This is a genomic window from Methanosarcina baltica (genome assembly GCF_055394095.1).
This window is the reverse complement of sequence record NZ_AP042463.1, coordinates 800,257-823,977: the sequence shown is the minus strand read 5'-3', so window position 1 is coordinate 823,977 and position 23,721 is coordinate 800,257. Positions and strand designations below refer to the sequence as shown.

General features: G+C 45.4%; 15 protein-coding genes, 3 rRNA genes and 1 pseudogene. 9 read left to right on the top strand and 10 right to left on the bottom strand.

The annotated features are described in order from the left end of the window. Positions 1 to 84: 84 nt before the first annotated feature. From ACZ5QV_RS03575 to eif1A, 3 genes are read right to left on the bottom strand one after another with little or no spacing between them, the layout of a single operon-like run. Positions 85 to 633: a KH domain-containing protein gene (locus ACZ5QV_RS03575; protein WP_464601252.1), complete on the bottom strand. Its 549-nt coding sequence runs from the start codon at positions 631 to 633 to the stop codon at positions 85 to 87. 2 nt (positions 634 to 635) lie between these two features. Beyond that, positions 636 to 1,418: a serine protein kinase RIO gene (locus ACZ5QV_RS03570; protein ID WP_464601251.1), complete on the bottom strand. Its 783-nt coding sequence runs from the start codon at positions 1,416 to 1,418 to the stop codon at positions 636 to 638. 4 nt (positions 1,419 to 1,422) lie between these two features. Continuing rightward, positions 1,423 to 1,746: a translation initiation factor eIF-1A gene (gene eif1A, locus ACZ5QV_RS03565; protein WP_464602023.1), complete on the bottom strand. Its 324-nt coding sequence runs from the start codon at positions 1,744 to 1,746 to the stop codon at positions 1,423 to 1,425. Positions 1,747 to 2,723: 977 nt separating this feature from the next. Between eif1A and ACZ5QV_RS03560 the strand changes: the two genes are divergently transcribed. The 3 genes from ACZ5QV_RS03560 to rrf all read left to right on the top strand — a co-directional run bounded on the left by ACZ5QV_RS03560 (position 2,724) and on the right by rrf (position 7,502). Next, a 16S ribosomal RNA gene (locus ACZ5QV_RS03560) occupies positions 2,724 to 4,201 on the top strand. A 184-nt stretch (positions 4,202 to 4,385) separates the two neighbouring features. After that, positions 4,386 to 7,297: ribosomal RNA gene (locus ACZ5QV_RS03555) — 23S ribosomal RNA — on the top strand. Positions 7,298 to 7,380: 83 nt separating this feature from the next. After that, a 5S ribosomal RNA gene (rrf, locus tag ACZ5QV_RS03550) occupies positions 7,381 to 7,502 on the top strand. The 16S, 23S and 5S rRNA genes sit together here, the layout of an rRNA operon. Before the next feature lie 1,044 nt (positions 7,503 to 8,546). On the opposite strand, the gene ACZ5QV_RS03545 is transcribed toward rrf, so the two are convergent. The 3 genes from ACZ5QV_RS03545 to ACZ5QV_RS03535 form a co-directional block, all read right to left on the bottom strand. Further along, complete coding sequence (locus tag ACZ5QV_RS03545) at positions 8,547 to 9,749, bottom strand: MFS transporter (RefSeq protein WP_464601250.1); 1,203 nt, start codon at positions 9,747 to 9,749, stop codon at positions 8,547 to 8,549. Positions 9,750 to 10,162: 413 nt separating this feature from the next. Continuing rightward, complete coding sequence (locus ACZ5QV_RS03540; RefSeq protein ID WP_464601249.1) at positions 10,163 to 10,765, bottom strand: TIGR00296 family protein; 603 nt, start codon at positions 10,763 to 10,765, stop codon at positions 10,163 to 10,165. Positions 10,766 to 10,942: 177 nt separating this feature from the next. After that, positions 10,943 to 12,181 (bottom strand): phosphoglycerate kinase, encoded by a 1,239-nt coding sequence (locus ACZ5QV_RS03535; protein WP_464601248.1) that lies wholly within the window; start codon positions 12,179 to 12,181, stop codon positions 10,943 to 10,945. A gap of 394 nt (positions 12,182 to 12,575) precedes the next feature. On the opposite strand from ACZ5QV_RS03535, the gene ACZ5QV_RS03530 reads away from it, so the two are divergent. From ACZ5QV_RS03530 to ACZ5QV_RS03520, 3 genes are all read left to right on the top strand, one after another. Continuing rightward, positions 12,576 to 13,193 (top strand): uracil-DNA glycosylase, encoded by a 618-nt coding sequence (locus ACZ5QV_RS03530; protein ID WP_464601247.1) that lies wholly within the window; start codon positions 12,576 to 12,578, stop codon positions 13,191 to 13,193. A 917-nt stretch (positions 13,194 to 14,110) separates the two neighbouring features. Further along, positions 14,111 to 14,302, top strand: coding sequence for a 4Fe-4S dicluster domain-containing protein (locus ACZ5QV_RS03525; RefSeq protein ID WP_464601246.1), 192 nt, complete (start codon positions 14,111 to 14,113; stop codon positions 14,300 to 14,302). 30 nt (positions 14,303 to 14,332) lie between these two features. Next, a complete protein-coding gene (locus tag ACZ5QV_RS03520) occupies positions 14,333 to 14,524 on the top strand; it encodes a 4Fe-4S dicluster domain-containing protein (protein ID WP_464601245.1) in 192 nt (63 codons plus the stop codon). 610 nt (positions 14,525 to 15,134) lie between these two features. Here the strand turns inward: ACZ5QV_RS03520 and ACZ5QV_RS03515 are convergent. Continuing rightward, positions 15,135 to 15,917 (bottom strand): acetate--CoA ligase family protein, encoded by a 783-nt coding sequence (locus ACZ5QV_RS03515; RefSeq protein WP_464601244.1) that lies wholly within the window; start codon positions 15,915 to 15,917, stop codon positions 15,135 to 15,137. Between the two features lie 372 nt (positions 15,918 to 16,289). Here ACZ5QV_RS03515 and ACZ5QV_RS03510 point away from each other — a divergent pair, with 372 nt between their 5' ends. Then, positions 16,290 to 17,120 carry a DUF1638 domain-containing protein gene (locus tag ACZ5QV_RS03510; RefSeq protein ID WP_464601243.1) on the top strand — a complete coding sequence of 277 codons (831 nt, stop codon included), beginning with the start codon at positions 16,290 to 16,292 and terminating at the stop codon, positions 17,118 to 17,120. 155 nt (positions 17,121 to 17,275) lie between these two features. On the opposite strand, the gene ACZ5QV_RS03505 is transcribed toward ACZ5QV_RS03510, so the two are convergent. The 3 genes from ACZ5QV_RS03505 to ACZ5QV_RS03495 form a co-directional block, all read right to left on the bottom strand. Continuing rightward, on the bottom strand, positions 17,276 to 18,502 hold the full coding sequence (locus ACZ5QV_RS03505) for an acetate kinase (protein WP_464601242.1): 1,227 nt from the start codon (positions 18,500 to 18,502) through the stop codon (positions 17,276 to 17,278). A 219-nt stretch (positions 18,503 to 18,721) separates the two neighbouring features. Beyond that, positions 18,722 to 19,720 carry a phosphate acetyltransferase gene (gene pta, locus ACZ5QV_RS03500; protein WP_464601241.1) on the bottom strand — a complete coding sequence of 333 codons (999 nt, stop codon included), beginning with the start codon at positions 19,718 to 19,720 and terminating at the stop codon, positions 18,722 to 18,724. Between the two features lie 271 nt (positions 19,721 to 19,991). Next, positions 19,992 to 20,321, bottom strand: coding sequence for a zinc ribbon domain-containing protein (locus ACZ5QV_RS03495; RefSeq protein ID WP_464601240.1), 330 nt, complete (start codon positions 20,319 to 20,321; stop codon positions 19,992 to 19,994). Between the two features lie 212 nt (positions 20,322 to 20,533). Between ACZ5QV_RS03495 and ACZ5QV_RS03490 the strand changes: the two are divergent. Together ACZ5QV_RS03490 and ACZ5QV_RS03485 are read left to right on the top strand one after the other, a co-directional pair. Then, positions 20,534 to 21,763, top strand: a pseudogene (locus ACZ5QV_RS03490) (IS1634 family transposase); the annotation flags it as partial. 128 nt (positions 21,764 to 21,891) lie between these two features. Then, entirely contained in the window at positions 21,892 to 23,664 is a 1,773-nt protein-coding gene (locus ACZ5QV_RS03485) for an IS1634 family transposase (protein ID WP_464600267.1), read from the top strand. Positions 23,665 to 23,721: the final 57 nt, after the last annotated feature.

Here is a 23,721-nt window from a genome sequence, read left to right as displayed (position 1 = left end):
AAATATGATAATTCCAGAAGCAGAATGGCAAAAAGAGGATTCGGGGGGTTGAATAATTATTCCCCCCAGGTTTTTTCCCGGCTTTCAGTAAAGTTCGATTGAGTCAAGCTGAGACCGTATAAGTTCCTGGCGTTTCTTTTCCAGGAATTTGTAGACCACTCCGTGGGGAGCCCCGTCTATGAGCATCTGGATTGCGTTCCTGACGATTGTATTGTGGTCAGGGTATCCGATTATTGACACGGTTTTTCCGTACACGGAGATCTTTACGTCTATCAGGGTTTCTGCAAGTTCCCGGGTCCTTCCGTTTTTTCCTATTAGACGGCCCTTGATCCGCAGCATTTCTTTGGGGGTGTGGGCAACGTCGGAAAGGTCGATGACTTCAAGCATCAGCAGGTCATTGTCCAGGATTTCGAGGGCCTTTTCGGGACTGAAACCCCTGCCTACGGCTTTGAGGGTTTCAAGCAGTCTGAATTCCCGCAGGTGGTCTTCTTCGCAGTTGATTTCAATTGTTCCGCTTTCGCTATCGATTTCAAGCTGAGCCGCGGTTTTTGTCTCAAGGAGTTTTTTCATTTCCCCTTTAGGGCCTATGATCACACCTATTCTTTCTTTTGGGATTTTGACGTATTGGGTCATAGTTATTTCGCCTGTATTTTAGAAAGTAGTTCTTCAGGACTCATTTTGATCCCGTAGCGACTGAAGTATCTGAGGATATTCTGCACGTCCCTATTTAAAAATTCCCGGGCGTTTGGGTGTTCTCTGGTTACGGACTGCCCCATATCTATGATTATCGGTTCCAAGGTGTTGGGGTCTATTATGATGTTGTATTCGCTCAGGTCGGCGTGGACCAGGTTTGCTTTTGTAAGGAGCAGCCGCATGTATTCCACGATTATCTCAAAAATGCGTTTAGCGTCCTCCTCTTCAAGAGATATGTTTTTGAGCTGTGGGTACGGGACCTCATTTTCCCCGAGAAATTCCATGATCATGATATTTTTTTCGGTTGTTATGGGCTCAGGGGCCCGGACACCTGCACTTCTTGCGCGTTTCAGGTTCTGGGACTCTTTCTGTGTCCAGGCAAATACGATATCTCTTCTTGTGTGTCGGATGTTTATGAAACGCGGGTCCTTTGTTATGTAGGCGTCCATAGCCTTGAAGGTGCTTGTTGTGATTCTGTATATTTTTATGGCCAGCTCTCTTTCAGGCCCCACCGCATAAAAGACGTTTGCTTCTTTCCCTGTGCTGATTGATCCACCCAGTTCTTTTATGAAATCCTTTCTTGAGAGCTTGTAAAGGATTTTTAAGGTGGGTTCGTCGAATACGTTTTCCTCAAGCTTCAGGGAATTCGAGTTTTTTATCTTTATGCGCAGTTTGTCTACATCCGTATCAATGCGCCTTATTTTTTTATCCATCTTTTCTGTCATGTTTTTATCCTTTCAGATACCCTTTGCTATCAAGCCAGTCAACCTGGGGTCTTGTATACTTCCAGATAACATCGGCCTTTGATTCCTGGATGGCCCAGGGCACGACTATCACAAGGTCTCCTTCCCTTATCCAGGCTTTCTTCTTCTTCATTGAGCCCGGGATCCTTCCCATCCGAACGATTCCGTCCATGCACCGCAATTTCAACCGGTTTGCGCCAAGTAAACTTTCCACGGTTGCCAGGATTTCGTTTTTGTCCTTGCGGGGGGTGCGGACCCTTGATACCGGTTCTTCGGTGCCGGTTTTGCTTTCTGTTGTGGGTTTTCTCAGTGCAGGCAGTTTGATTCCTCGGTTGTAATTTTTATAATTCTGAATATTTGTGAAATTTTTAAATATTTTATAAGAATGCAGTAGAAAAACCCTGAATTTTTTAGTTCAGGAATAGTTGACTAAAGCACTTTAAACTAGATTTATATATATTGTTTTTTGGCTTTAAGCTTATCCACTTTGATTCTTCTGGTATATGGATGAAGGGGTCCCCTCTTTAATTGCCGGTTTTTATTTTAAGTATGTGCTCTTTCAAAACGTTCATTCATTTGTTATTTCCTACAGGAGTTTTCATCTCAGACAGCAGAAGACCCACTCCTCGACAGTTCCGACTTTGTCGGAACTTGCAGGTGGGAGCTCCTAATTATTGCGAAAGTTATATATATAAGTTATTGCTTTCTATGAGTTCCCGTGAAATGTTTGCGGGGCTTGATCCGGAATTTGCTTTATAGTCGATTCGGATTGGGATTCAGCGAAATAATTCGTTGAATGAATAGGTTTATATATCATAGTCACTGTACTATGGATCCCTACTTCACTGATCTTTCGGTGAGGGTAAAAGGGTATCGGTGTAAGTTGTTCTAAAATGGATCAACAGAAGCCTTTATATAGGACAAGTTCCATTATTATATTTACCGTGTTATGTTTATCATAATGTACATCATTAGTATGTTATGGTCATTGGTGTTTATTTTCCGTTAATTCGGACAATGATAACCTTTATATGACATAAGCGTGTAACTATAAAATCTGGTGTATCTTTGGTGCACTGGTTTCAAAATTCTATTTTATCATGTGATGGGGACAGGAGCTTTTTCTGTCCGACATTGGATCTGTTGGTTCGGTTAATTCTGATCGGTAGGTATTCTATCTATCAATTTGGATTGGTCGAATCAGGCCATCTTAGTGCAAGAAAGTGTTTTTCGAATAAAACACTGTTTTTCCGCATCAACAATTTTCCTTTAAGTGTGCAATACAAAATTCTGGTTGATCCTGCCAGAGGTCACTGCTATCGGTGTTCGCCTAAGCCATGCGAGTCATATGTTCTTCGTGAACATGGCGTACTGCTCAGTAACACGTGGATAACCTGCCCTTGGGACCGGCATAACCCCGGGAAACTGGGGATAATTCCGGATAAACCGTATATGCTGGAATGCTTTATGGTTGAAATGGATTCGTCCGCCCAAGGATGGGTCTGCGGCCTATCAGGTAGTAGCGGGTGTAATGTACCTGCTAGCCTACGACGGGTACGGGTTGTGAGAGCAAGAGCCCGGAGATGGATTCTGAGACATGAATCCAGGCCCTACGGGGCGCAGCAGGCGCGAAAACTTTACAATGCGGGCAACCGTGATAAGGGGACACCGAGTGCCAGCAACAATTGTTGGCTGTCCATGTGCTTAAATTGCACGTGTTAGCAAGGGCCGGGCAAGACCGGTGCCAGCCGCCGCGGTAACACCGGCGGCCCGAGTGGTGATCGTTATTATTGGGTCTAAAGGGTCCGTAGCCGGTTTAGTCAGTCCTCCGGGAAATCTGCCAGCTTAACTGGTAGGCTATCGGGGGATACTGCTAGACTTGGAACCGGGAGAGGTAAGAGGTACTACAGGGGTAGGAGTGAAATCTTGTAATCCCTGTGAGACCACCTGTGGCGAAGGCGTCTTACCAGAACGGGTTCGACGGTGAGGGACGAAAGCTGGGGGCACGAACCGGATTAGATACCCGGGTAGTCCCAGCCGTAAACGATGCTCGCTAGGTGTCAGGCACGGTGCGACCGTGTTTGGTGCCGCAGGGAAGCCGTGAAGCGAGCCACCTGGGAAGTACGGCCGCAAGGCTGAAACTTAAAGGAATTGGCGGGGGAGCACAACAACGGGTGGAGCCTGCGGTTTAATTGGACTCAACGCCGGAAAACTCACCGGGGGCGACAGCAATATGTAGGTCAAGCTAAAGACTTTACCTGAATCGCTGAGAGGAGGTGCATGGCCGTCGCCAGTTCGTACTGTGAAGCATCCTGTTAAGTCAGGCAACGAGCGAGACCCGTGCCCACTGTTACCAGCATATTCTCCGGAATGATGGGTACCCTGTGGGGACCGCTGATGTTAAATCAGAGGAAGGCGCGGGCTACGGTAGGTCAGTATGCCCCGAATCTCCCGGGCTACACGCGGGCTACAATGGTCAGGACAATGGGTCCCTTCCCCGAAAGGGGTTGGCAATCTCACAAACCTGTCCCTAGTTCGGATTGAGGGCTGTAACTCGCCCTCATGAAGCTGGAATCCGTAGTAATCGCGTTTCAACATAGCGCGGTGAATACGTCCCTGCTCCTTGCACACACCGCCCGTCAAACCACCCGAGTGAGGTATGGGTGAGGGCACGAACATCGTGTCGTGTTCGAACCTGAATTTCGCAAGGGGGGTTAAGTCGTAACAAGGTAGCCGTAGGGGAATCTGCGGCTGGATCACCTCCTAAGCAAAAGAAGCCACCGATCAGAAGCCGTAAAACCAACAGATCCAATATCCCATTACATTTCTCAAAAATGCACCCGACAAAGCAATTTGTCGGGGAAGGATGGATTGTTTCTGAAGTACCCACTTCAGGAGCATATGATATCATGTATAGGTGCTGTATTTTGGACGCTTACTGGATCTGGTTAAAGTATCCGGTATTATGCCTCCAGGTGGATGGCTCGGCTCAAGAGCTGATGAAGGACGTGCCAAGCTGCGATAAGCTCGGGCTAGGTGCAAGGAACCTTTGAACCCGAGATTTCCGAATGAGACCTCTCCTAGTGATCAGTAATGATCGGGAACGCCCCGAATTGAAACATCTCAGTAGGGGCAGGAAGAGAAATCAATTGAGATGCCGTAAGTAACGGCGAGTGAAAGCGGCACAGTTCAAACCGAATCCCTTCGGGGACATGTGGTGTTATAGGGCTGCTCAAAAATCCTTCAACGAAATCAAACTTGCCTGAAACGGCAGACCGTAGAGTGTGATAGTCACGTAGATGTATGTTAACGGATGGGAGCAAGTCCCTGAGTACCGTGCGTTGGATATCGCGCGGGAATTTGGGGGTCACCAACCTCCAAAACTAAATACTCCTTGAGACCGATAGCGAAATAGTAGGGTGACCGAAAGCTGAAAAGTACCCCGAGAAGGGAGGTGCAAAGTGCCTGAAACCTGGTGGTGATAGAACGATATGGCGTGCAAGGATCTTTGATACGAAGGAAACAGCCGTGAGGCTGCAGTACGAGTATCACTGCCGATGTCATATCTTACGTTTTGAAGAACGGGCCAGGGAGTGTATCTTGATGGCGATGGCTAACCTTTTAATTGGGCAGCCGAAGCGAAAGCAACATGTGCGCAACCCTTCGGGGTGAGGCACGGCGTATACAAGTGCGTGGAGTCATCGGGATACGACCCGAAGCCGGGCGATCTAGGCGTGGGCAGGTTGAAGCGTGGCGAAAGCTACGTGGAGGACCGCAAGCGGTATTGATCTGCAAATCATTCGTGTGACCTGCGTCTCGGAGTGAAATGCTAATCTAGCCCGGCATCAGCTGGTTCCTTCCGAAACATGTCGCAGCATGACCTGGTTGGAGACCGTCGGTGGAGTAGAGCACTGATTGGCGATCCCGGGGGAGAAATCCCTCACTCGCTTGTCAAACTCCGAACCCACCGTCATCTAAGAAGACCGGAGTCCGGACTGCTGGGGTAAGCTTGTAGTCCGTAAGGGAGACAACCCAGCCCGTGGTTAAGGTCCCCAAGTGTCGACTAAGTGTTAACTCTAAAGGGCGTCCCAAGCCCAAGACAGCTGGAAGGTTAGCTCAGAAGCAGCTACCCTTTAAAGAGTGCGTAACAGCTCACCAGTCGAGGTTTGGGGCCCCGAAAATTGACGGGGCTCAAGTCGACCACCGATACCACGGAGTACCGTAAGGTAATCTCGTAGGAAGGCGTTGTGTTCGGGCAGAAGCAGGGCTGTGAAGTCCTGTGGACCGTTCACAAACGAAAATCCTGGTAATAGTAGCAGCAAAGTAAGGTGAGAATCCTTACCGCCGAAGGGGCCAGGTTTCCTCGGCAATGTTCGTCAGCCGAGGGTTAGTCGGTCCTAAGACGTATCGTAATTCGAGTACGCCGAAAGGGAAACAGGTTAATATTCCTGTACCATTTAACACCAAGTGCCTGACGTTTTGGGGCAGGTTGAGCGGCGTTGTCGCGCCGTCCAAGCACCGAATCCCGTGGAGAGCCGTAATGGCGAGAAGCGGGCGAATGTGTTATGGCGAAAGTCAGCTTCACCCCGGAACCCGTGAAAAGGGCGGTTAAATGTCCGTACCGAGAACTGACACAGGTGCCCCTAGCTGAAAAGGCTAAGGCGTGTCGGATCAATTCAGTTAAGGGAATTCGGCAAATTAGCTCCGTAACTTCGGGAGAAGGAGTGCCTGCTGTGAGAACAGCAGGTCGCAGTGACCAGGGGGCTCTAACTGTCTAATATCAACATAGGAGATTGCAAACCCGTAAGGGCTAGTACAATCTCTGAATCCTGCTCAGTGCGGGTACCTGAAACCCCGGTTCAACGGGAAGAAGGGCCCGTAAACAGCGGGGGTAACTATGACCCTCTTAAGGTAGCGTAGTACCTTGTCGCTTAATTGGCGACTTGCATGAATGGATCAATGAGAGCCCTACTGTCCCTAACTGGAGTCCGGTGAAGCTTACATTCTAGTGCAAAGTCTAGAGACCTCTAGGGGGAAGTGAAGACCCCATGGAGCTTTACTGCAGCCTGTCGTTGTGTTGTGATTTTGGATGTACAGTGTAGGTAGGAGACGTCGAAGCGGGTGCGCCAGCATTCGTGGAGTCACAATTGGGACACTACCCTTCCGAAATTACGACCCTAACTCCGCGAGGAGGACCCCGATAGGTGGGCAGTTTGCCTGGGGCGGGACGCCCTTGAAAAGATATCAAGGGCGCGCAATGGTTGACTCAAGCGGGTCGGAAACTCGCTGAAGAGTGCAAGAGCATAAGTCAGCCTGACGTTAATCAGCATAGCAGTGGTTGACGAGACGAAAGTCGGTTCTAGCGAACTTTTGAGCCTCCTTGGTGGGGGCCAAAAATGACAGAAAAGTTACCCTGGGGATAATTGTGTCGTTGCCGGCAAGAGTACATATCGACCCGGCAGCTTGCTACCTCGATGTCGGTTCTTTCCATCCTGGCTGTGCAGCAGCAGCCAAGGGTGAGGTTGTTCGCCTATTAAAGGAGATCGTGAGCTGGGTTTAGACCGTCGTGAGACAGGTCGGTTACTATCTACTAGAGGTGTTCAAGGTCTGAGGGTAAGTTGCTTTTAGTACGAGAGGAACAGAGCAACGGCGCCTCTGGTGTACCGGTTGTCTGACAAGGCATCGCCGGGCAGCTACGCGCCACGGAATAAGAGCTGAATGCATCTAAGCTCGAAATCCCGCCTAAAAAGAGACCTTTTTAAGAATCCCGGTAAAAGACCGGTTTGATAGAAACGGGATGTGCGCACCAAGGCAACGAGGTGTTAAGTCCGCGTTTACTAAACATTCGTTCCGTTGCTTTTTCCAGGTCCAGGCGAAATCCAAAATGCAGCACCAATATACATGATTCATCTTTCGTAAAATCCAATCCATTTTACAAGTTGAGTCTGGCGGCCATAGCGGCAGGGGTACTCCTGTACCCATCCCGAACACAGAAGATAAGCCTGCCCACGTTCTCTATTGTACTGAAGTGCGCGAGCCTTCGGGAAGTTTGGATCGCTGCCATACTCACCTTAATATAATTCATTCAAACTTTTCTCTGATACTTTTTATTAAGAGCTTTGTTTTTTTGTTTTTCTATATTTTTTTCATTTCTATACCATTTCTATAGCAGGCGGCTTTTTGTTTGTCGTATATTTTGCTTTTCAGCATCTGTTTTTTTTGTTTCTTTTCTTTTCCGGGGGAGGCCGTCCGCTTCGCGGAAAATTGGGGTCTGGAATAATAGTTTTAGCTTCATTTCCGGCTTTGTCTTTGTTTCGTTTCTTCTTGTTACAGGATGCTATTTTTCTTTTTTTTTCGTTTCCTTCTTACCGGGGACCTTTCTGTTTTCTCTGGGGGGCGCTGTCCGCTTCGCGGAAAACTGGGGTCTGGAAAGAGGTTTGATAATTTTTTTCCTGTCCTGTCTTATGTTTCTTTTCTTTTGCTTTCTGAAATGCGTTTTTCATTTCGTTTCCTTCTTTCCGGGAGTTTTTCTTTTTTCTCTTGCAGGCTGCTCCACCGTTTCGCGAAATTTTCGGGCCCGAAATAATCTGTTTCGATATACTTTCATTTCCAGTCCAAATTTTTTGAAAACAGACCTTTCAGATTCCGGGCCTTTTCGGAAGAATCGTATAACATTTAAAAAAAAGAGGTGGTTTCAGGCTTAACCCTGAAACCTGTATTTTTCTGCCTGAATGAAACTAACAGGTTTTCCTCTGAAAAGCTTCTAGATCACTCAGGCAAGGATCTTTGTAATTATTGGCATCCAGCCCTTAACCAGCACCACAAGTATGATAAGAGGCAGGACGTAGAGGTAGGGTTTCAGCCACTTCGGGAATTTGATTCCTTCTCCCGTATCGGCCTCTTCAATGAAGTTCTCCCAGCCCCAGCCGACCCTGTACGTATAGAATAGTACGAAGACGAGGGCTCTATAGGGAGCCGGTTATTTCTCAGGATGAAATCCTCAAGGTTCAGCAAGCTTGTCCCTTTTCCAAGGGGTGTAAAACTACTCCTGGGCCCAAAGCCGAGGATGCAGGGGAGAGAGTGGATAAAGATTCCGACTGTGTTTATGTTTCAATTTTTCAACTTTGTCCTGTTTTTCCCCTCAATTTCCTTTGCCTGTGGGTTTCCTTTCCTTGCTGGCTCCTCAACTTTTTTCATCACCACAAGTCCGGCCAGGCCCATAAGGGTCGCGCAGGCATAAAAAGGGGTTGTGAAAGTGACGTAACCTGCCAGAAGCCCCCCGAAAATGGGCCCCAGAGCCATGCCTGCGGCCTGGGCTGTGGTGATGATGCTGAGCTTCGAGCTGAGGGAGGAGCCTTCCGAGAGGTCGGCTGCAAGGGCCATGGCAGGAGTATCGATTGCGGCCACGAACAGGCCCTGAAGGGCCCTTGCAAAGATCAACTGGTTCACGCTCGTAACGTAGCCCATCCCGATGACTATGGGCCCGCTAAGGAAAAGCCCTCCGATAATCAGTTTTTTTCTCCCGATCCTGTCCGAGAGGCTGCCCAGAGGGGCCTGGAAGAGGAGCCTTGCAAAAATATAGGCCGACACAGCTACCCCCAGGGAAAATTCGGAAGCTTCCAGCCTGACCTCGTATTCGGGAAGGAGGGCTACGACCATCATAATTCCTACCATCATCATGAGCATGGCTCCCGCAAGGGAGTAGATGGACCCAAGCCCCTCCTTTCCGTTTTCCGGTCCCCTTTTATCTTCGGCCCCATCGCTCGTCTCCCTGACAAAAATCCTGACCAGGAGGAGACTCACGACCCCGAGAAGGGTGCAGCAGTAAAACCCAGCATCAAAGCCATACCGGCCTGCAATAGCCCCCCCGACAACAGGCCCAAGCCCGAAGGCTACCCCGCGGATGGTGGTGTAGACTCCAACCGATTTTCCCCGCGTATCCGGAGTTGAGATCCGGGTCACCATCGCAATAACCGCCGGGATTGTGGCCCCGACAGTGATTCCCTGCAGGAGGCGGATGAAGAGCAGGGCCTCGTAACTCGCGACCTTTGCGTAGAGGAAGGAAAAAAGTGTGTAGCCTACCAGTCCGAAAATTATAAAGGGCCTCCTCATGTTGAGCCGGTCGGAGAGCCTGCCCATCAGGGGCTGGGTAAGAGCACTGAAAAGCCCGAAAATCGTCATTGCAAGCCCGGCTTTCGTTACCAGGGGGAGCCCCGTAAAAATAGAGGACCCGAGGTCGGCGATATAGAGGGGGATAAGGGCCACCAACATACCGGAGCCCAGGTCCTCGCAGAACCTTGAAAGGGACAGCATGTAAAGTTCCGGGTTTATGCCCTCAAAAGAATTTTGATGGAGTAGGGGGAAGGAGTGAGATGTCTTCATGGTTTACCTATAATTTAATTGAAAAGTAACTTTTACCCGGCCATATATAAGAATGTTGAAATTTTCTGAAAAGGAGTTTCAGGACTGGATTTATTAATACTTAAAATATAATTAACCAGTTCCAATATGAGGCATTTCCACGCCTTCTAATAACAAAAATGAAAGTGTGGTCTGGGAACCGGTCTAAAAATAAAAACCAGTCCCTTAACGGAAATTAAGTCTGGATCAAAAAGAGCAATCCGTTTTTAGTTGGGCCGAACAGGTCTGCACCTGCCAGTTTTTACAAATGAGGCCTGAATCCTGAAGAAGGACTCAGAAAATATTATGAAAAAAAAGAAGAAATGTTATTCGAATTTTTCCTCAAAGACCTCGCCTTCGGCTTCCTTTTCCTTGAAGATCTGGCCCTCAAACCAGTAAACTTCGGCTCCTGTGACCCAGGCGTCCGGAGAAAGTCCCGCTTTCATGCAGGTGTGGTTAAGGAAGTCAAGGGCATCGAAATCGTTTTCCGGCGCGACCTGTGGGAGGAGCAGGCCCTGGTAGTAGCCCTGTTTTACGATAAGCCCGTGCCGTCCGATCTTCACAAGTTCCGGGAGTTTCTCGGCCGGGCCCTCGAATTTTTCGGGTTGGGTAAGGACTGTTACCTCGACAATGATATCCTGCATCTCGGAGGGTTGCACCGGGGGAAAGCGGGGGTCCCGGCAGGCCGCGGAGATTGCGGAATCGATTATCGCCTCCACGAGCAGGGAGTCGGGATAGGGGTGGCCAATGCAGCCTCTCAAAAGCCCGTGTTTTGTAAGGGTTACGAAGACTCCCCGTTTCTCCCTGAAAACAGGAGAATAGTCAAAGTCCTCCTCCCGGGGTTCAAAATGTTTTGCGTCTACCAGATATGATTTTATGGTGGTCCTTGCAAGCTTAACTGCAACCTTGCCTTCAGTTTCCGTAAGCATCTTTGCTAACACCTATCCTTTGAGCACTGGATTGTATCCTGTTGATAATTATGTTATAAGTATGGGGGAAGTTAAGGACTCTGAGGGTCTTAACTGTTCATAACTGTTTACAACTGTTTACAACTGTTTACAACTGTTTACAACTGTTTACAACTGTTTGTAATTATTTGTAACTGTTCATTGGTTCTTCGCTTCGTTGTATCGGGCCGCAGCGGTCTTCAGGGACTCGACTCCAGGCAGCTTTTCTCCCGCAAGGTAGTCGATACAGGCCCCTCCACCGGTGCTGATGTGGGAAAAGCGGTGTGCCAGTCCGAGGTGTGCGACTTCCGCCGAAATGTGTCCTCCTCCGATGATGGAAAACTCGGATTTGACGGCCGCTTTGATAATCTCGTGGGTCCCGAGGGAAAAGTCTGTGATTTCAGAGACCCCTGCCGGCCCGTTCAGGACAACGGTCTTGGCCTCTTCGATTTCCTTTGTGAACTCCACAATGGTCTCGAGCCCTATATCGTTGATCGGAATGGAGTCCGAAGGTAGTTCCGAAACCGGGACCTCGACCCGTTTGCCCCCGTCGTTCAGGGCAACGTCTTTGGGGATACCTATTTTGTCCTTAAACTTTTCAAGCATTCCCTTTGCCTTTTCGATCTGGCCCTCATAGCCCTGGGCCCTGATGAAGTCGAGGTTGACCTTTCCAATATTCACCCCGCTGGCTGCAAGCACCACGTTGGCAACGACGCCGGTAAGAAGCACCCGGTCAGCCCCCCCGCTCTCAAGCACGTTTTCCGCAACCTTGAGGGAGTCGTCTACCTTTGCTCCTCCAAGCACGAAGATACAGGGCCGCTCCCCGCCTTTGATCCCCCGGTTAAGGGATTTTATCTCCTTTTCCATGATCCGGCCGGCTCCTGACGGGAGGACCTCGGTAAAGCCGAGGACTGACAGGTGGGCCCTGTGCGCCACCGCAAAGGCGTCGTTCAGGAAGATGTCAACAAAGGGAGCCAGCTTTTGCACCATATAGCTCCTGGCTTGTTCGGCTGCCGGTCTCTCCAGAGTCTCTTCGGAGTAGAACCTGACGTTTTCGAGCATGATTACATCTCCGTCTTCCATGGACGCGATCTGGATCTTCGCGTAAGTCCCGAAGATGTCGTCCACATAACGGACCTCTCGTCCGAGATGTTTGGACATGAGCCTGGCATGGGGCTTCATGGTGGTAAAGTCCTGTTTTCCCGGCCTGCTCTGGTGGGCGAGCAGCACGACTTTGGCATTCTCCAGGTCCTTTAAGGTGGCAACATGGCTCCGGATACGCATATCATCCAGAATGTTGCCTTCAGGGTCCATGGGAGAGTTCAGGTCTACCCGCACTAGAATTGTCTTGCCATCTACATCAAAGTCATCGATAGTAAGAAAGTCTCTGGAAGTCATGTTTCCCTCAACGCCGCTTGAAAATAAAGTTTCTTAAGTATTATGGAGTAAATTTAAGTGAATTTTGATAAATATTAGCAAAGAGCAAATTTAAGTAAATATTAAGAGTTAAGTGTATTTTGAGTGAATGTTAAGAATTGAGTAAATTTAAGTAAATGTTAATCAATTCTCAAATGTATATTAATGATTTTCCTTTTTGATAGGATTATTGCCATAAATAGGTTTTTACAGCACTTTTTTTCCTCGAAAGCAGGATTTTTGGGGCCTGCGGGATAAATCGAGACAACCATAACATTCGGACTCGTCTCAACTAGACCGGGACCTTCTTCCTCTTCTCCACCTCCTTCCTTCCTACTTTATATAGATTAAGGAAAATTAAAATGACAGTGAAACCATGGCAACCATAGAAATAAACAACAATGATGAGAATGCCGCTAAGAATGTCGAGGCCCTGAAATTGATCCGTGATCTTGTAAAAAGTGGTTTTTCGGGAATCGAAGAAGCCATCCTCGCCTGCGAAAAATGCCCTCTCCATGAAACCGTGACCAACAAGGTAATTGGAAAAGGTTCTGAGGCTCCGAAAGTCCTTTTCATAGGGGAAGCCCCCGGCAAAAACGAGGACGAAAAAGGAATTCCCTTCTGCGGCCGGGCCGGAAAAGAGCTCGATAAAATGCTGGAATACATGGCTCTGCCGGCTGAGGACTGGGCTGTAATCAACACCCTCAAGTGCAGGCCCCCAAAAAACCGGAACCCGACAAAGGCCGAACTGGAGTGCTGCAAACCTTTCCTGCTGGCCCAGATCGAGCTTCTTGACCCTAAAGTTCTAATTCTCCTTGGAAATACGGCTGAGAGAGCTTTTTGTCCCGGCCGGAAATTGGAATGGGGAATTCCTGAAGAGTTTGACGGGAGGGTTGTGTTGAAACTCTATCATCCGGCGGCCCTGATTTATACCCGTTCAAGGGAAGAGGTTCAGAAAGAGATGATCGATAAGAACAGAGAGTTGTGGGAGTAAGAGAAGAGGGTGGGTTTTGAAGAATATTTTTAAAATTGAGGAAACTCACGGAAAAAGTGATGCTGGCTCACATCCAGTCAATGAGGAATACCTTGAAAGGTTGGACAATATAAAAAAGTAGGGACTGTTTCAGGGGCTGAGTGTCAACTACCCCCACCTGTCAGCCTTCGGCTTTCGAGGAAGGGGCTTGAATATCACTGATTATGTTCTCAGATCATCTTATTCGTATGGCCGGTTGACTTAGTGGCTGCCAACCACCAGTTCCTTTTCAAGAACGGCGACCCAATTCTATCGAAACGTTTCAAAGGCAATTTCAACGTGTTTGTTACCAAACAATCATGTCCTATAGAACTATTTCAGGTTGTAGACCCAATCTTATAGCTGTTATCTCTCAGTGAGAGTGCCCAACCTCTAAAGAGGTACCGGGGCAACCTGTTTCACAACGAATTATATATAATTAATCATATTTAAAAACGTTGGATGAAAAAACCGGGCCCTGTAGTCTTGACGCATTCCTTCCCCACCAGTCAGCCTTCGGCTTCCGAGGAAGGGGACTCCTGCTGAGACAGTTGAAAAGAAATTCGGGATAAAGCTTTGAGCTCTTCATTTGAGGTCAGCCAACCAGCCTGCGGAAACAGGACGAAAAGCTCTCTTCTCCCGCTAAAAATCTTTTCAGGGCCCTTCAGGAATCCATTTCTTGATTCTTAACAAAAACTTCTTTTTTTCTCAAACCTTCCTGTCCTCATTTTTGACAACAGGCCGACACCTACAATTAATGATTGAGAAATTATATATAAAAATCCGCCCATTACTTATTTAGCTTTGATTTTATTCTTTTTGAAAAGGGGGCTAAAATTTCACCTAATATAGTTTCCTAATCAGGTGAAGTTAAAAATAAAATAAACAGGGGGGGAAAAATGTATCCTGTAATAGATTATGACAAATGCACGGGCGCACTTGCCTGTTATGAGGTCTGCCCTGCCGATGTTTTTGAGGTCAAAGAAAGAGATGGAGTTAAAAAGGCCATAGTGGCCCGGGCCGACGACTGTATTGAATGTGAGCAGTGCGTGGATGCCTGCCCGACGGACGCCATTGAACTTGTAGATTGACCTGATTTAGTCAAATAGGGGGAATATAAAATGCATCCTAAAATAGATTATGAAAAATGCACAGGCGCACTCGCCTGTTATGAAGTTTGTCCTGCCGATGTTTTTGAAGTCAAAGTAAGAGACGGAGTTAAACAGGCGGTCGTGGTCCGGCCCGAGGACTGTACGGAATGCGAGCAGTGCGTTGACGAATGCCCGACGGATGCCATTGAACTTGTAGATTGAACACCCGAGTTTCACTTCCCGAGTTCCGCTTCGGCACCCGAGTTTCGCTTCGGCACCCGAGTTTCGCTTCGGCACCCGAGTTTCGCTTCGGCACCCGAGTTTCGCTTCGGGAGCACGAGGTCCGTTTCGCTCGCTGCGCGAGCTCAAGCGGACGAAAAATGGAGGATGTGAACTATCCTCACCTGTCAGCCTTCGGCTTCCGAGGAAGGGAACTTCTGCTGTCTGAGTTAAATTCTTATTTTTTCTTTTCGGTTGCTTTGGCCAGTTTCTTTCACTTCTCCAAAACTTTTTTTGATTCTGATGTTTCGGATAATTACGGGGGCCAGGTTTCTGTAAATGCTATTACCGCCCCCGTCCCTCCAAACATTATGGCTCGTTTTCTCAGAAACCGACACTCTCAACGGCCGACGGAGGAGGCCGGCCGGTTTGAAATAAATTGACACAAAACGCCAATCAGAAAAACCGGCAATCCTGCGTGAAAATACAAATCAGATAAACCGGCAGTCCTGCGTGAAAATATAAATCAGAATAACTGGCGGGCCTGAGTAAAAAAGTGGAATGAAAATTTGCGGCATCAATTGAGAAGGCGGCCGTAAATCTTCCCCGCCCCTCATTCTTTTCTCAAAATCAACCTCATATCGACTGCAAAGGCTCCTTTGCCTTCTTCAAAGACCATCATCGGGTTGATCTCAAACTCGGAGATTTCCGGAAAATCACAGACAAGCCGGGAGACCCTGACGATGGAGCTCACAAGCGCATCAATATCGGCTGGCCTGGCCCCCCGGGCTCCGGCAAGCAGCGGGTAGGTCTTAATTTCACGAATCATGTCCCTGGCTTCGGCTTCGCTTACGGGGGTGATAGCAAAGCTGACGTCCTTGAGGATCTCAACATAGACCCCTCCGAGTCCGAACATCAGCATGGGGCCGAAAGTTGGGTCCCGGACCATCCCGATGATAACCTCATTTCCGGCGGCGAGCATCTGCTGGAGCTGTACACCTTCAAGGATTGCATCCGGCCGTTTTTTTGGGATCTTTTGCATCATTTCCCGGTAGGTCGTTTTCACTTCGTCGGTGTTTTTAAGGCCGAGTTTGATCCCTCCGACATCGGACTTATGGGATATTTGCGGAGAGATGATCTTCATCACAAGCGGATAGCCAATTTCTTCGGCGGCCTCTACGGTTTCTTTCAGGGTCTCTGTGCTGGCGGTCCCGACCGTCGGGATGCCATACGCTTTCAGGATTTCAAAGGATTCGAGGCCCAGGGTGTAGTTCCCCTTCACTTTTGCGGCTTCGAGGATTTTTGATACCTTTTCCTTGTCCACATCAAATCCTTCTTTTTCTGTTTCCGGGAGTTTCTGCTCCTCTTTTGCTTTGCTGTTAGAATGAAGTTTCATTAACCCGGCCTCAGTCTATATTTCTTTAGGCCCAACGAAGGGCCGATTGTGGGATTGTATTCTTAATCTTTTTCAGATAATGAAAAGAAGGACCTGATTCCTGATAAAAGAAATCCTGAAAACTATGAATATGATCCGGAATCAGGGTTAAATGCCCTCCTCGCCAGCCTTCGGATATCGAAGGCGGAGACTGGACCCCCTCTCGCCTGAAGAGATAAAATACGATAATGGAAAAAATGTTCTTTTTTGAGTTCATCAGCAGAATGTCGCATTTTTTCTGAAACATTATATAAATAATTTTGGTTTGGACTAAGGATTGTTAGGTCAATTGTTCAGGATATTCTTTAATAGTTCAAAACCAAGCTTTTGAATATGACAACATTGGGCATAGTGGGCTGCAGGATATTTGAGGACGAAATCGTACATGTACTCGTCAATGACCCTGCGATAGAGCGGATCTTTATCGTTGAAAACGAAGAGAATGCAGGCATCCTAAAAAAACTCGAAGCTGTGGAGCTTGCCCCGAGGGTCCTGCCCTTCTATGAAATCCAATCCGAACTGGAAAAAAGCAGAGGATTCAATGTGGTTATTCAACTCCAGAGTATGGGGCTTCACATAAATCCAGCCCGCCTCAAAAAAGCAATCCACACTAACGTGAACTTTATTTCCCGGCTTACGGATGGGGTTCTGCTTTTTTACGGGCTCTGTGGACAGCCTATTTATTTTGAGGAAAATTATTTAGGATCTGAGAAATGTCCGGTATGTTTTTTACAGGAAGTAAATGAGGATAAATCAAAATCCCCTCTCGACGACTGCGTGGCGGTTGCCCTTGGGGGGAACTTCCGGTACCGTAAGCTCCTTAAAAGCTATAGACATACCTTTTTTTTCACACCCATGTGGGCTGCAAACTGGAAACTTGTTTTTGGAGAAACGGAGAAGGAATTCAGTAACTTTGAGTTCACTCCTTCTCATCTGAAAGAACTCGGCTACAGGAAGGTTGCGAAAATAAGGACAGGGCTTTCATACGAACCCGATTTTGGCAAAAACGTTGAGAAGTTCGCCCATGATTTCGGTTTCGAGGTGATAGAACTTGAAGGCAGTACGGAAATTGCCGAAAGCTCATATTTCAGGATGCGGAACCTGTTGACCAGAAATATAAAGGCCTTGCCGAAAGCTCGTATTTCAGGATGCAGGATCTATTGACTGGCTAAAAACAGCTTAATAGACAAAAAGAGTTAGATTAACAGAAAAAAGATTGAAAAGGCAAAGGAGAATTCCCTTCACCTTAAAGAATAGTTTGAAATTTAGCCTGACAGGCTGTCTCAAAACTACATTTGATAAGTCATTATTTTCCGTTATCAAATTGCAGGCATGGGTTGACTTTTGAGACTGTCTGCTACCAGTTCCATTGTTTCTCTTGCAATTGCAAGTTCTTCGTTTGTCGGGATCACGAGAACCCTTACAGAGGCGTCTTCTACGCTGATGTCGATTTCTTCGCCCCTTATCTTATTCTTCTCCGCATCGATCTTTATGCCCATGTTTTCAAGACCGGTAAGGATGCGCTGTCTGATGCTTGCGCTGTTCTCTCCGATTCCTGCGGTAAAGACCACAGCGTCGGCCCCGTTGAGTACGGCGGAGTACTCTCCGATGAACTTCTTGACCTTATAGGCGAAGACCTCGAGGGCGAGTTCGGCTCTTTCGTTTCCGTTGGAAGCTGCCTCATCGAGGTCCCTGAAGTCATTGCTCAGGCCGGATACTCCGAGTACCCCGGACTTCTTGTTCATCATGGTGTCAACTTCCCTTGCTGTCATGCCTGCCTTCTCTATCAGGAAGGGGACAACAGCCGGGTCAATGGATCCGCACCTGGTACCCATTGCAAGACCTTCGAGCGGAGTGAAACCCATGCTGGTCTCAACGGAATGCCCGCCGTTTACTGCGGCAATGCTTGAGCCGTTTCCGAGGTGGCAGGTGATGACCTTTGTCTCTGCTTCAGGCTTGCCTAGCATTGCAGCAGCTCTCATGGCCACATACTTGTGAGATGTGCCGTGGAAACCGTACTTCCTTATCCCATACTTTTCATAGCATTCGTAGGGAAGGGCGTACATGTATGCGTATGCGGGCATCGTCTGGTGGAAGGCGGTATCGAATACAGCCGCCATCGGAACAGTGGGCATGATCTCTGCGCAGGCCTTTATTCCCGTAAGGTTTGGCGGGTTGTGCAGGGGAGCAAGGTCAATGCAACCCTCGATAGCTTCCTCAACACTTTCGTCGATTATAACCGATGAGGTGAAGTTCTCGCCGCCGTGAACGACCCTGTGCCCTACAGCGTTGATTTCAGACATGCTGGAGATAACACCTAACTCAGGGTCGGTAAGGGCCTTGATAACTTCCTCAAGGGCGATTTTGTGGTTTGGCAGTTCGATATGCACCTCATACTTCTTGCCGTCAGATCCCTTCTGAGTTATGAATGAGTTGTCGATTCCGATTCTCTCACAGAGCCCTACTGCAAGAGCTGATTCGTTCGTCATATCAATTAACTGGTATTTAAGAGACGAACTTCCGGCGTTTATTACCAATACTTTCATCTAAAACTCCCGATTCAATCCTTCTTTTTATAAGAATGCAGCAGAAAACCCCTGAGTTTTCACTCAGAGGTAGCTGACTTCTGTTCAATCCACGATTTCGGGTTTAACCAATTCGGGTTTAACTTATTCCGGAATTAACCCGTCAGGCTTAACCCGTCGTTTTTCCTTCAATCAGCTTATTTTAGCGTATTTTATAAAAATAAAAAAAATGAAAAAGGGTTACTTCTTTGCGGCTGCCTGGACACAACTGATGGCAACAGCTCCGACGATATCCTCGTCACTGCAACCTCTGGACAGGTCGTTGATAGGCTTGGCCAGTCCCTGGGTGATAGGGCCGTAAGCTTCAGCCTTGGCAAGCCTCTGGGCGATCTTGTATGCGATGTTTCCGCAGTTCAGATCCGGGAAGATGAAGACGTTGGCCTGACCTGCAACGGGGCTGCCTGGACACTTCTTTGCTCCAACGGATGGAACAACAGCGGCGTCTACCTGAAGTTCTCCGTCTACAAGGAGGTCAGGCGCAAGTTCTTTTGCAAGCTTTGTTGCAGCAATTGTCTTTTCGGTCAGCGGGCTCTTTGCACTCCCGTATGTGGAGTAAGAAAGCATTGCGACCTTTGGCTCATCCTGGACCAGCAGTTTGAAGGTATCTGCAGAGATGACTGCAATGTTTGCCAGGTCTTCTACACTTGGCATTTCGACCATGCCGGAGTCGGCGAAAAGGAATGTCCCGTCGGATCCATATTCGCAGTCAGGCACCGAAATGATGAAGAAAGCGGATGCGAGGGCAGCATCAGGGGCTGTTTTCACGATCTGGAGTGCTGGCCTGAGGGTGTCTGAGGAGGAGTGGGCTGCTCCGGCTACCATACCGTCTGCTTCATCCAGCTTGACCATCATAACGCCGAAGTACATGTAGTCCTTCATGACTTCTGCCGCATTCTCCATTGAGATGCCCTTGTGTTTCCTTAATTCAAAGAAAGCTTTCACATAGTCGTCTTTCTTTTCGTATGTTTCGGGGTCTATGATTGTTACCCCTGAAATGTCCAGGTCACCTGCAAGTTCTTTAATTGCGGCTTCTTTGCCTATAAGGATGATTTTAGCGACACCGCGTTCTGTTGCCTTTGCGGCGGCCTGGATAGTTCTGATATCTTCAGATTCAGGAAGGACAATTGTTTTGTTGAGCTTTTTTGCTCTTTCACTGATTTTGTCTAAAAATTTAGCCAATAAGCCAACCTCCTACATATTTATAAGTAATTAGAAGTTAGAAGGTTCTTGATATATAAATTTACGTAAAAAGCATAGATAAATATATAAAAATATTATATATATATATTACTCTATTGATGTATATATACATATATTATAATAATTTTACTGAATATCTATGACAAATGGATCTTATTCCTGCTGAAGTTCCGCACTCCTACATATATACAATTTTATTCAATTATATATAAATTTGTATATTTAGGTAAGAACGTATCATCTTTCTCGTTTAATTTTTTAGCACATTAATTTGGGATTTATTAAATCGCCACTGTGCTATATACAAAGGTTTTTCCAAATTACCTTCATAGTCCGTGCAAGACAAATTAAGTTCTTTTTTAGCTATATTTATGGCACTGTTGATGTCTTTATATAACATTGTACCACATGACTTGCATGTGAATGTTCTTATGGCTGGAGCTTTCGCTTCCAAATCGCCACAAATACAACATTCCTTAGTGGTATGGTATTCATCAACTTTTATAAATGTTTTACCACTTTTTTCAGCCACCCATTTAACAACGCTCCTTAAAGTTCCAATATGTGTGTTGTTTAACATGCTGGTGATCCATTTATATTCGATTGACTTTATTTAAACTCAGCTTTCAAAGAAGAGCTATTTTTGCCTTGATTTGCCACAAAAATCAGTGGCAAGGAAGATCCGTTAAAAAAAATATTTGTAAGGCCTAAGTTCTAAATTACATTTAAAAAGCCTATTGTATCTGTTTTTTGAAGAAATATCTTTATATACGTAGAACCTAAATTTATATCATGGTTTTTTTAAAACAGAAAATAATCAACGGTAAAAAATACTGGTATATTATTAAAACTGGCAGAATTGATGGAAAAGTGAAAACTATATTTCAGATATATTTAGGCAATGCCGAAAAAATATTTGAAATGAAAAAACAGAGTGAATCATTGCCCTACATGAAACTGAAATCTTTTGAGTACGGCAAACTTGCCGCACTTCTTCATGTGAATGAAGAGCTTGGATTCGTTGACATAGTGAACAAGCACACTATGAAAAAATCAATCGATGGTTTAAGTGTCGGAGAGTATCTTTTACTTGATATAGTGGGGAAATCTCATGGAGTTTTAAGTGAAAACGGTATTGGGGAATGGTTCAAAAAATCGGCCTTATCTTTTAAGTGGAAATTCCCTCATAAATTAAATTGTCAGAATTTTTTGAATCATATGAATTACATTGATTCCGACACAATGAAAAATATTGAAGACGATTTGTGCCGAGTTCTCATCGAAAAAGGACTAACCCCTTCAGTACTGTTTGTGGATGAATCAAACTGGTTCACTTATGCTACCAATTATGATGAAAAAAGTGAATTGCTTCATAAAGGGTATAACAAAAAGCATCGTAAAGACAAAAATCAGGTATCTGTAGCGCTGGCTGCTAATGATTACAACTTACCTTTTATTCACGAGACATATCCAGGAAATGTGCATGATTCAGAGGAATTTTCAGGTCTGGTTGACAAAATAGTAAACCGTCTAACCGAATTGAATATTTGTTCGGAAGACCTTGTTCTTGTTTTTGATAAGGGAAACAATTCAAAGGACAACATTGAAAAAGCAACTTCAAAGATGAATTTTGTAGGGGCTGTAAAAGCAAATCAGGCAGATGATCTTCTTGAAGTGCCATTATCTAAATATCAATTTTTATATGAAAGCTCAGAAGGCCACAAAATTTATGGCTATCGGACAAAGCATCAGTTTTACGGGACAGAATTTACAACAGTAATTACTTTCAATGAAGGAACTCACAAACTTCAAAAAAGAACTTGTGAGTCAAATATGTCAAAAATAACTGAGAATCTGGAAGACCTACAGAGGAGACTGGAAAGCAACAGAGGAAAAGCAAGAAACAGGAGCAGTGTAGAAAAAGAGGTTGCAGACATTATTATCAAAAAATACAGAAGTATGGTGAAATATGAAATTACTGATGCTCCTGAAGGTAAGAAAAAACCTCAGTTAAAGTTCTGGACTCGTATTTCGACCCCACCCTTCAATAAAACATAATTTCTTTTTTAAATAAGTATTTTGAGCTCCCCTTCATAACAATTTATTAAATAAGAAACGATTTTTATAAAACGTGATTGATATATATTCACATGATGAATAAATCACTTCCACTTCTTAATAAAATACAAGCGATATCTTCTATGGAAGTGGACTACAACTGTAATAACATTTCAAAACACTTGAATGCAAATGAATTTCCACAGACAAAAACGACCCCATTTACAGTTATGGCCTCCAAAAATTATTTGGATAAAATGAATTTTGAATCCATTATCAATGACAATATTCGATGGGATCAAGATCAGTGGAGAATTTCTCCAGGAACACTTGCATTGAGTATAGTGTTAACTCCTTTTTTTCGAACAGATAAACGATATCCTTTGTGCAGTGTCGAAGAAATTGTTGAATTCATGGATTCTAAACTCGTTTTTGGTAAGGAATATCCCAATTTTTACTTCAATGATGATTGTTTAGGCTTGCTGTTGGATCGAATTCACGAAGCAGGGTGTTCTAGCCTTTTCAGCATGATTGTATTGCAAACTTTTGTAAAATTCAAAATTCCTTTTGATAATGTATTTCATGCGGATACTACTTCCCACGTTTGCTATGGGGATTATAAGGCATGTGAACAGGAAAATTATGAAGGCCTGAAAGTCACTTACGGCCATAGCAAAGCTCATCGTTCTGATAAAAAACAAATAATGAGTGGTATGATCACAGATTCTTCAGGATTTCCTCTTTATACAGAAGCACTTGATGGAAATACTGCTGACATTGTTTGGATCCCAAATGCAATACGCAATTTTAGAAAATTCTTTGGTAAAATGTGTGATGAATCAATATTCATAGCAGATTGTAAGCTGATCAGTAAAAACAATTTTAAAATTCTTTATGATAAAACAAATCCAATCACTTTTATTTCCAGGTGTCCAGAAAAATTCAGTGCAAGACTTGCAGAAAAGACAATAAATGAAGCTTATTCTCAGAATAAATGGAAATACATAGGGGCCTGCTGTGAAGATGAAGAATCAAAAAGAGCAATGGAGTATGAAGCACAGAGTTTTAATAAAATTGCTCATGAAAAAGAGTGTCGTGTGATTGTTTATAGGGACATCGGTGACAATGAAAAGATAGTTTATGAGATTAAAAAACAAAGGGAAATAATTGAAGCAGATATAAAGAAGAATTTTAAAGACCCTTATTCCTGTGAACCAGATGCACAGAAAGAAATTGATGAGTTCATTAAAAAATATAAAAACTCATTATTCAATATCAAATTCGAAATCCAGGAAGAAACAATTATAAAAAGACCAAGGGGAAGGCCATCAAAGAGTCAAGAAATATTTGAAATCATCAGTAAATTCCATGTAAAACTCAAAAGCCTTGAACAAAACAAAGAAAAAGTGGAAAAACGCAAGCGATCATTGGAAACGGTAGTACTGATTACAAATGTTCTACCCAAAACAAAAAATGATAAAAAAATCTTTCAGTTATATAAAGGTCAATATGTCGTTGAGACTAATTTTGAAGAATTGAAAAAACCTTCTATGTTTTACAGTATATTTCTGAAAAAACCAGAGCGTATTGAAGCATTGCTGATGCTGCTGCATGTTTCCTTGTTAGTAAGGGTACTTATGAGGATTATTGCAAGAAATAATTTGAAAACCGAAAAAGACCCTCTTCGTATCGATTTTGGCAGGAATATCCTGAAAAATCCTACCGCTGAAAAATTATTGAGGTTACTTTCCTTTCATAATGTTATCACTATGGGTGGGAAACATATAGTTTTTGCAAAAAACGGTAAAGTCGATCACTTGCAAAAGTTGCTACGGCTATTGGGATTGAATCTTGAACCTGGATGATCTTATTAAATCAAAAGGGATAAAAGGTTAAACCTAAGTAAACTTGTAGCGGTAGCT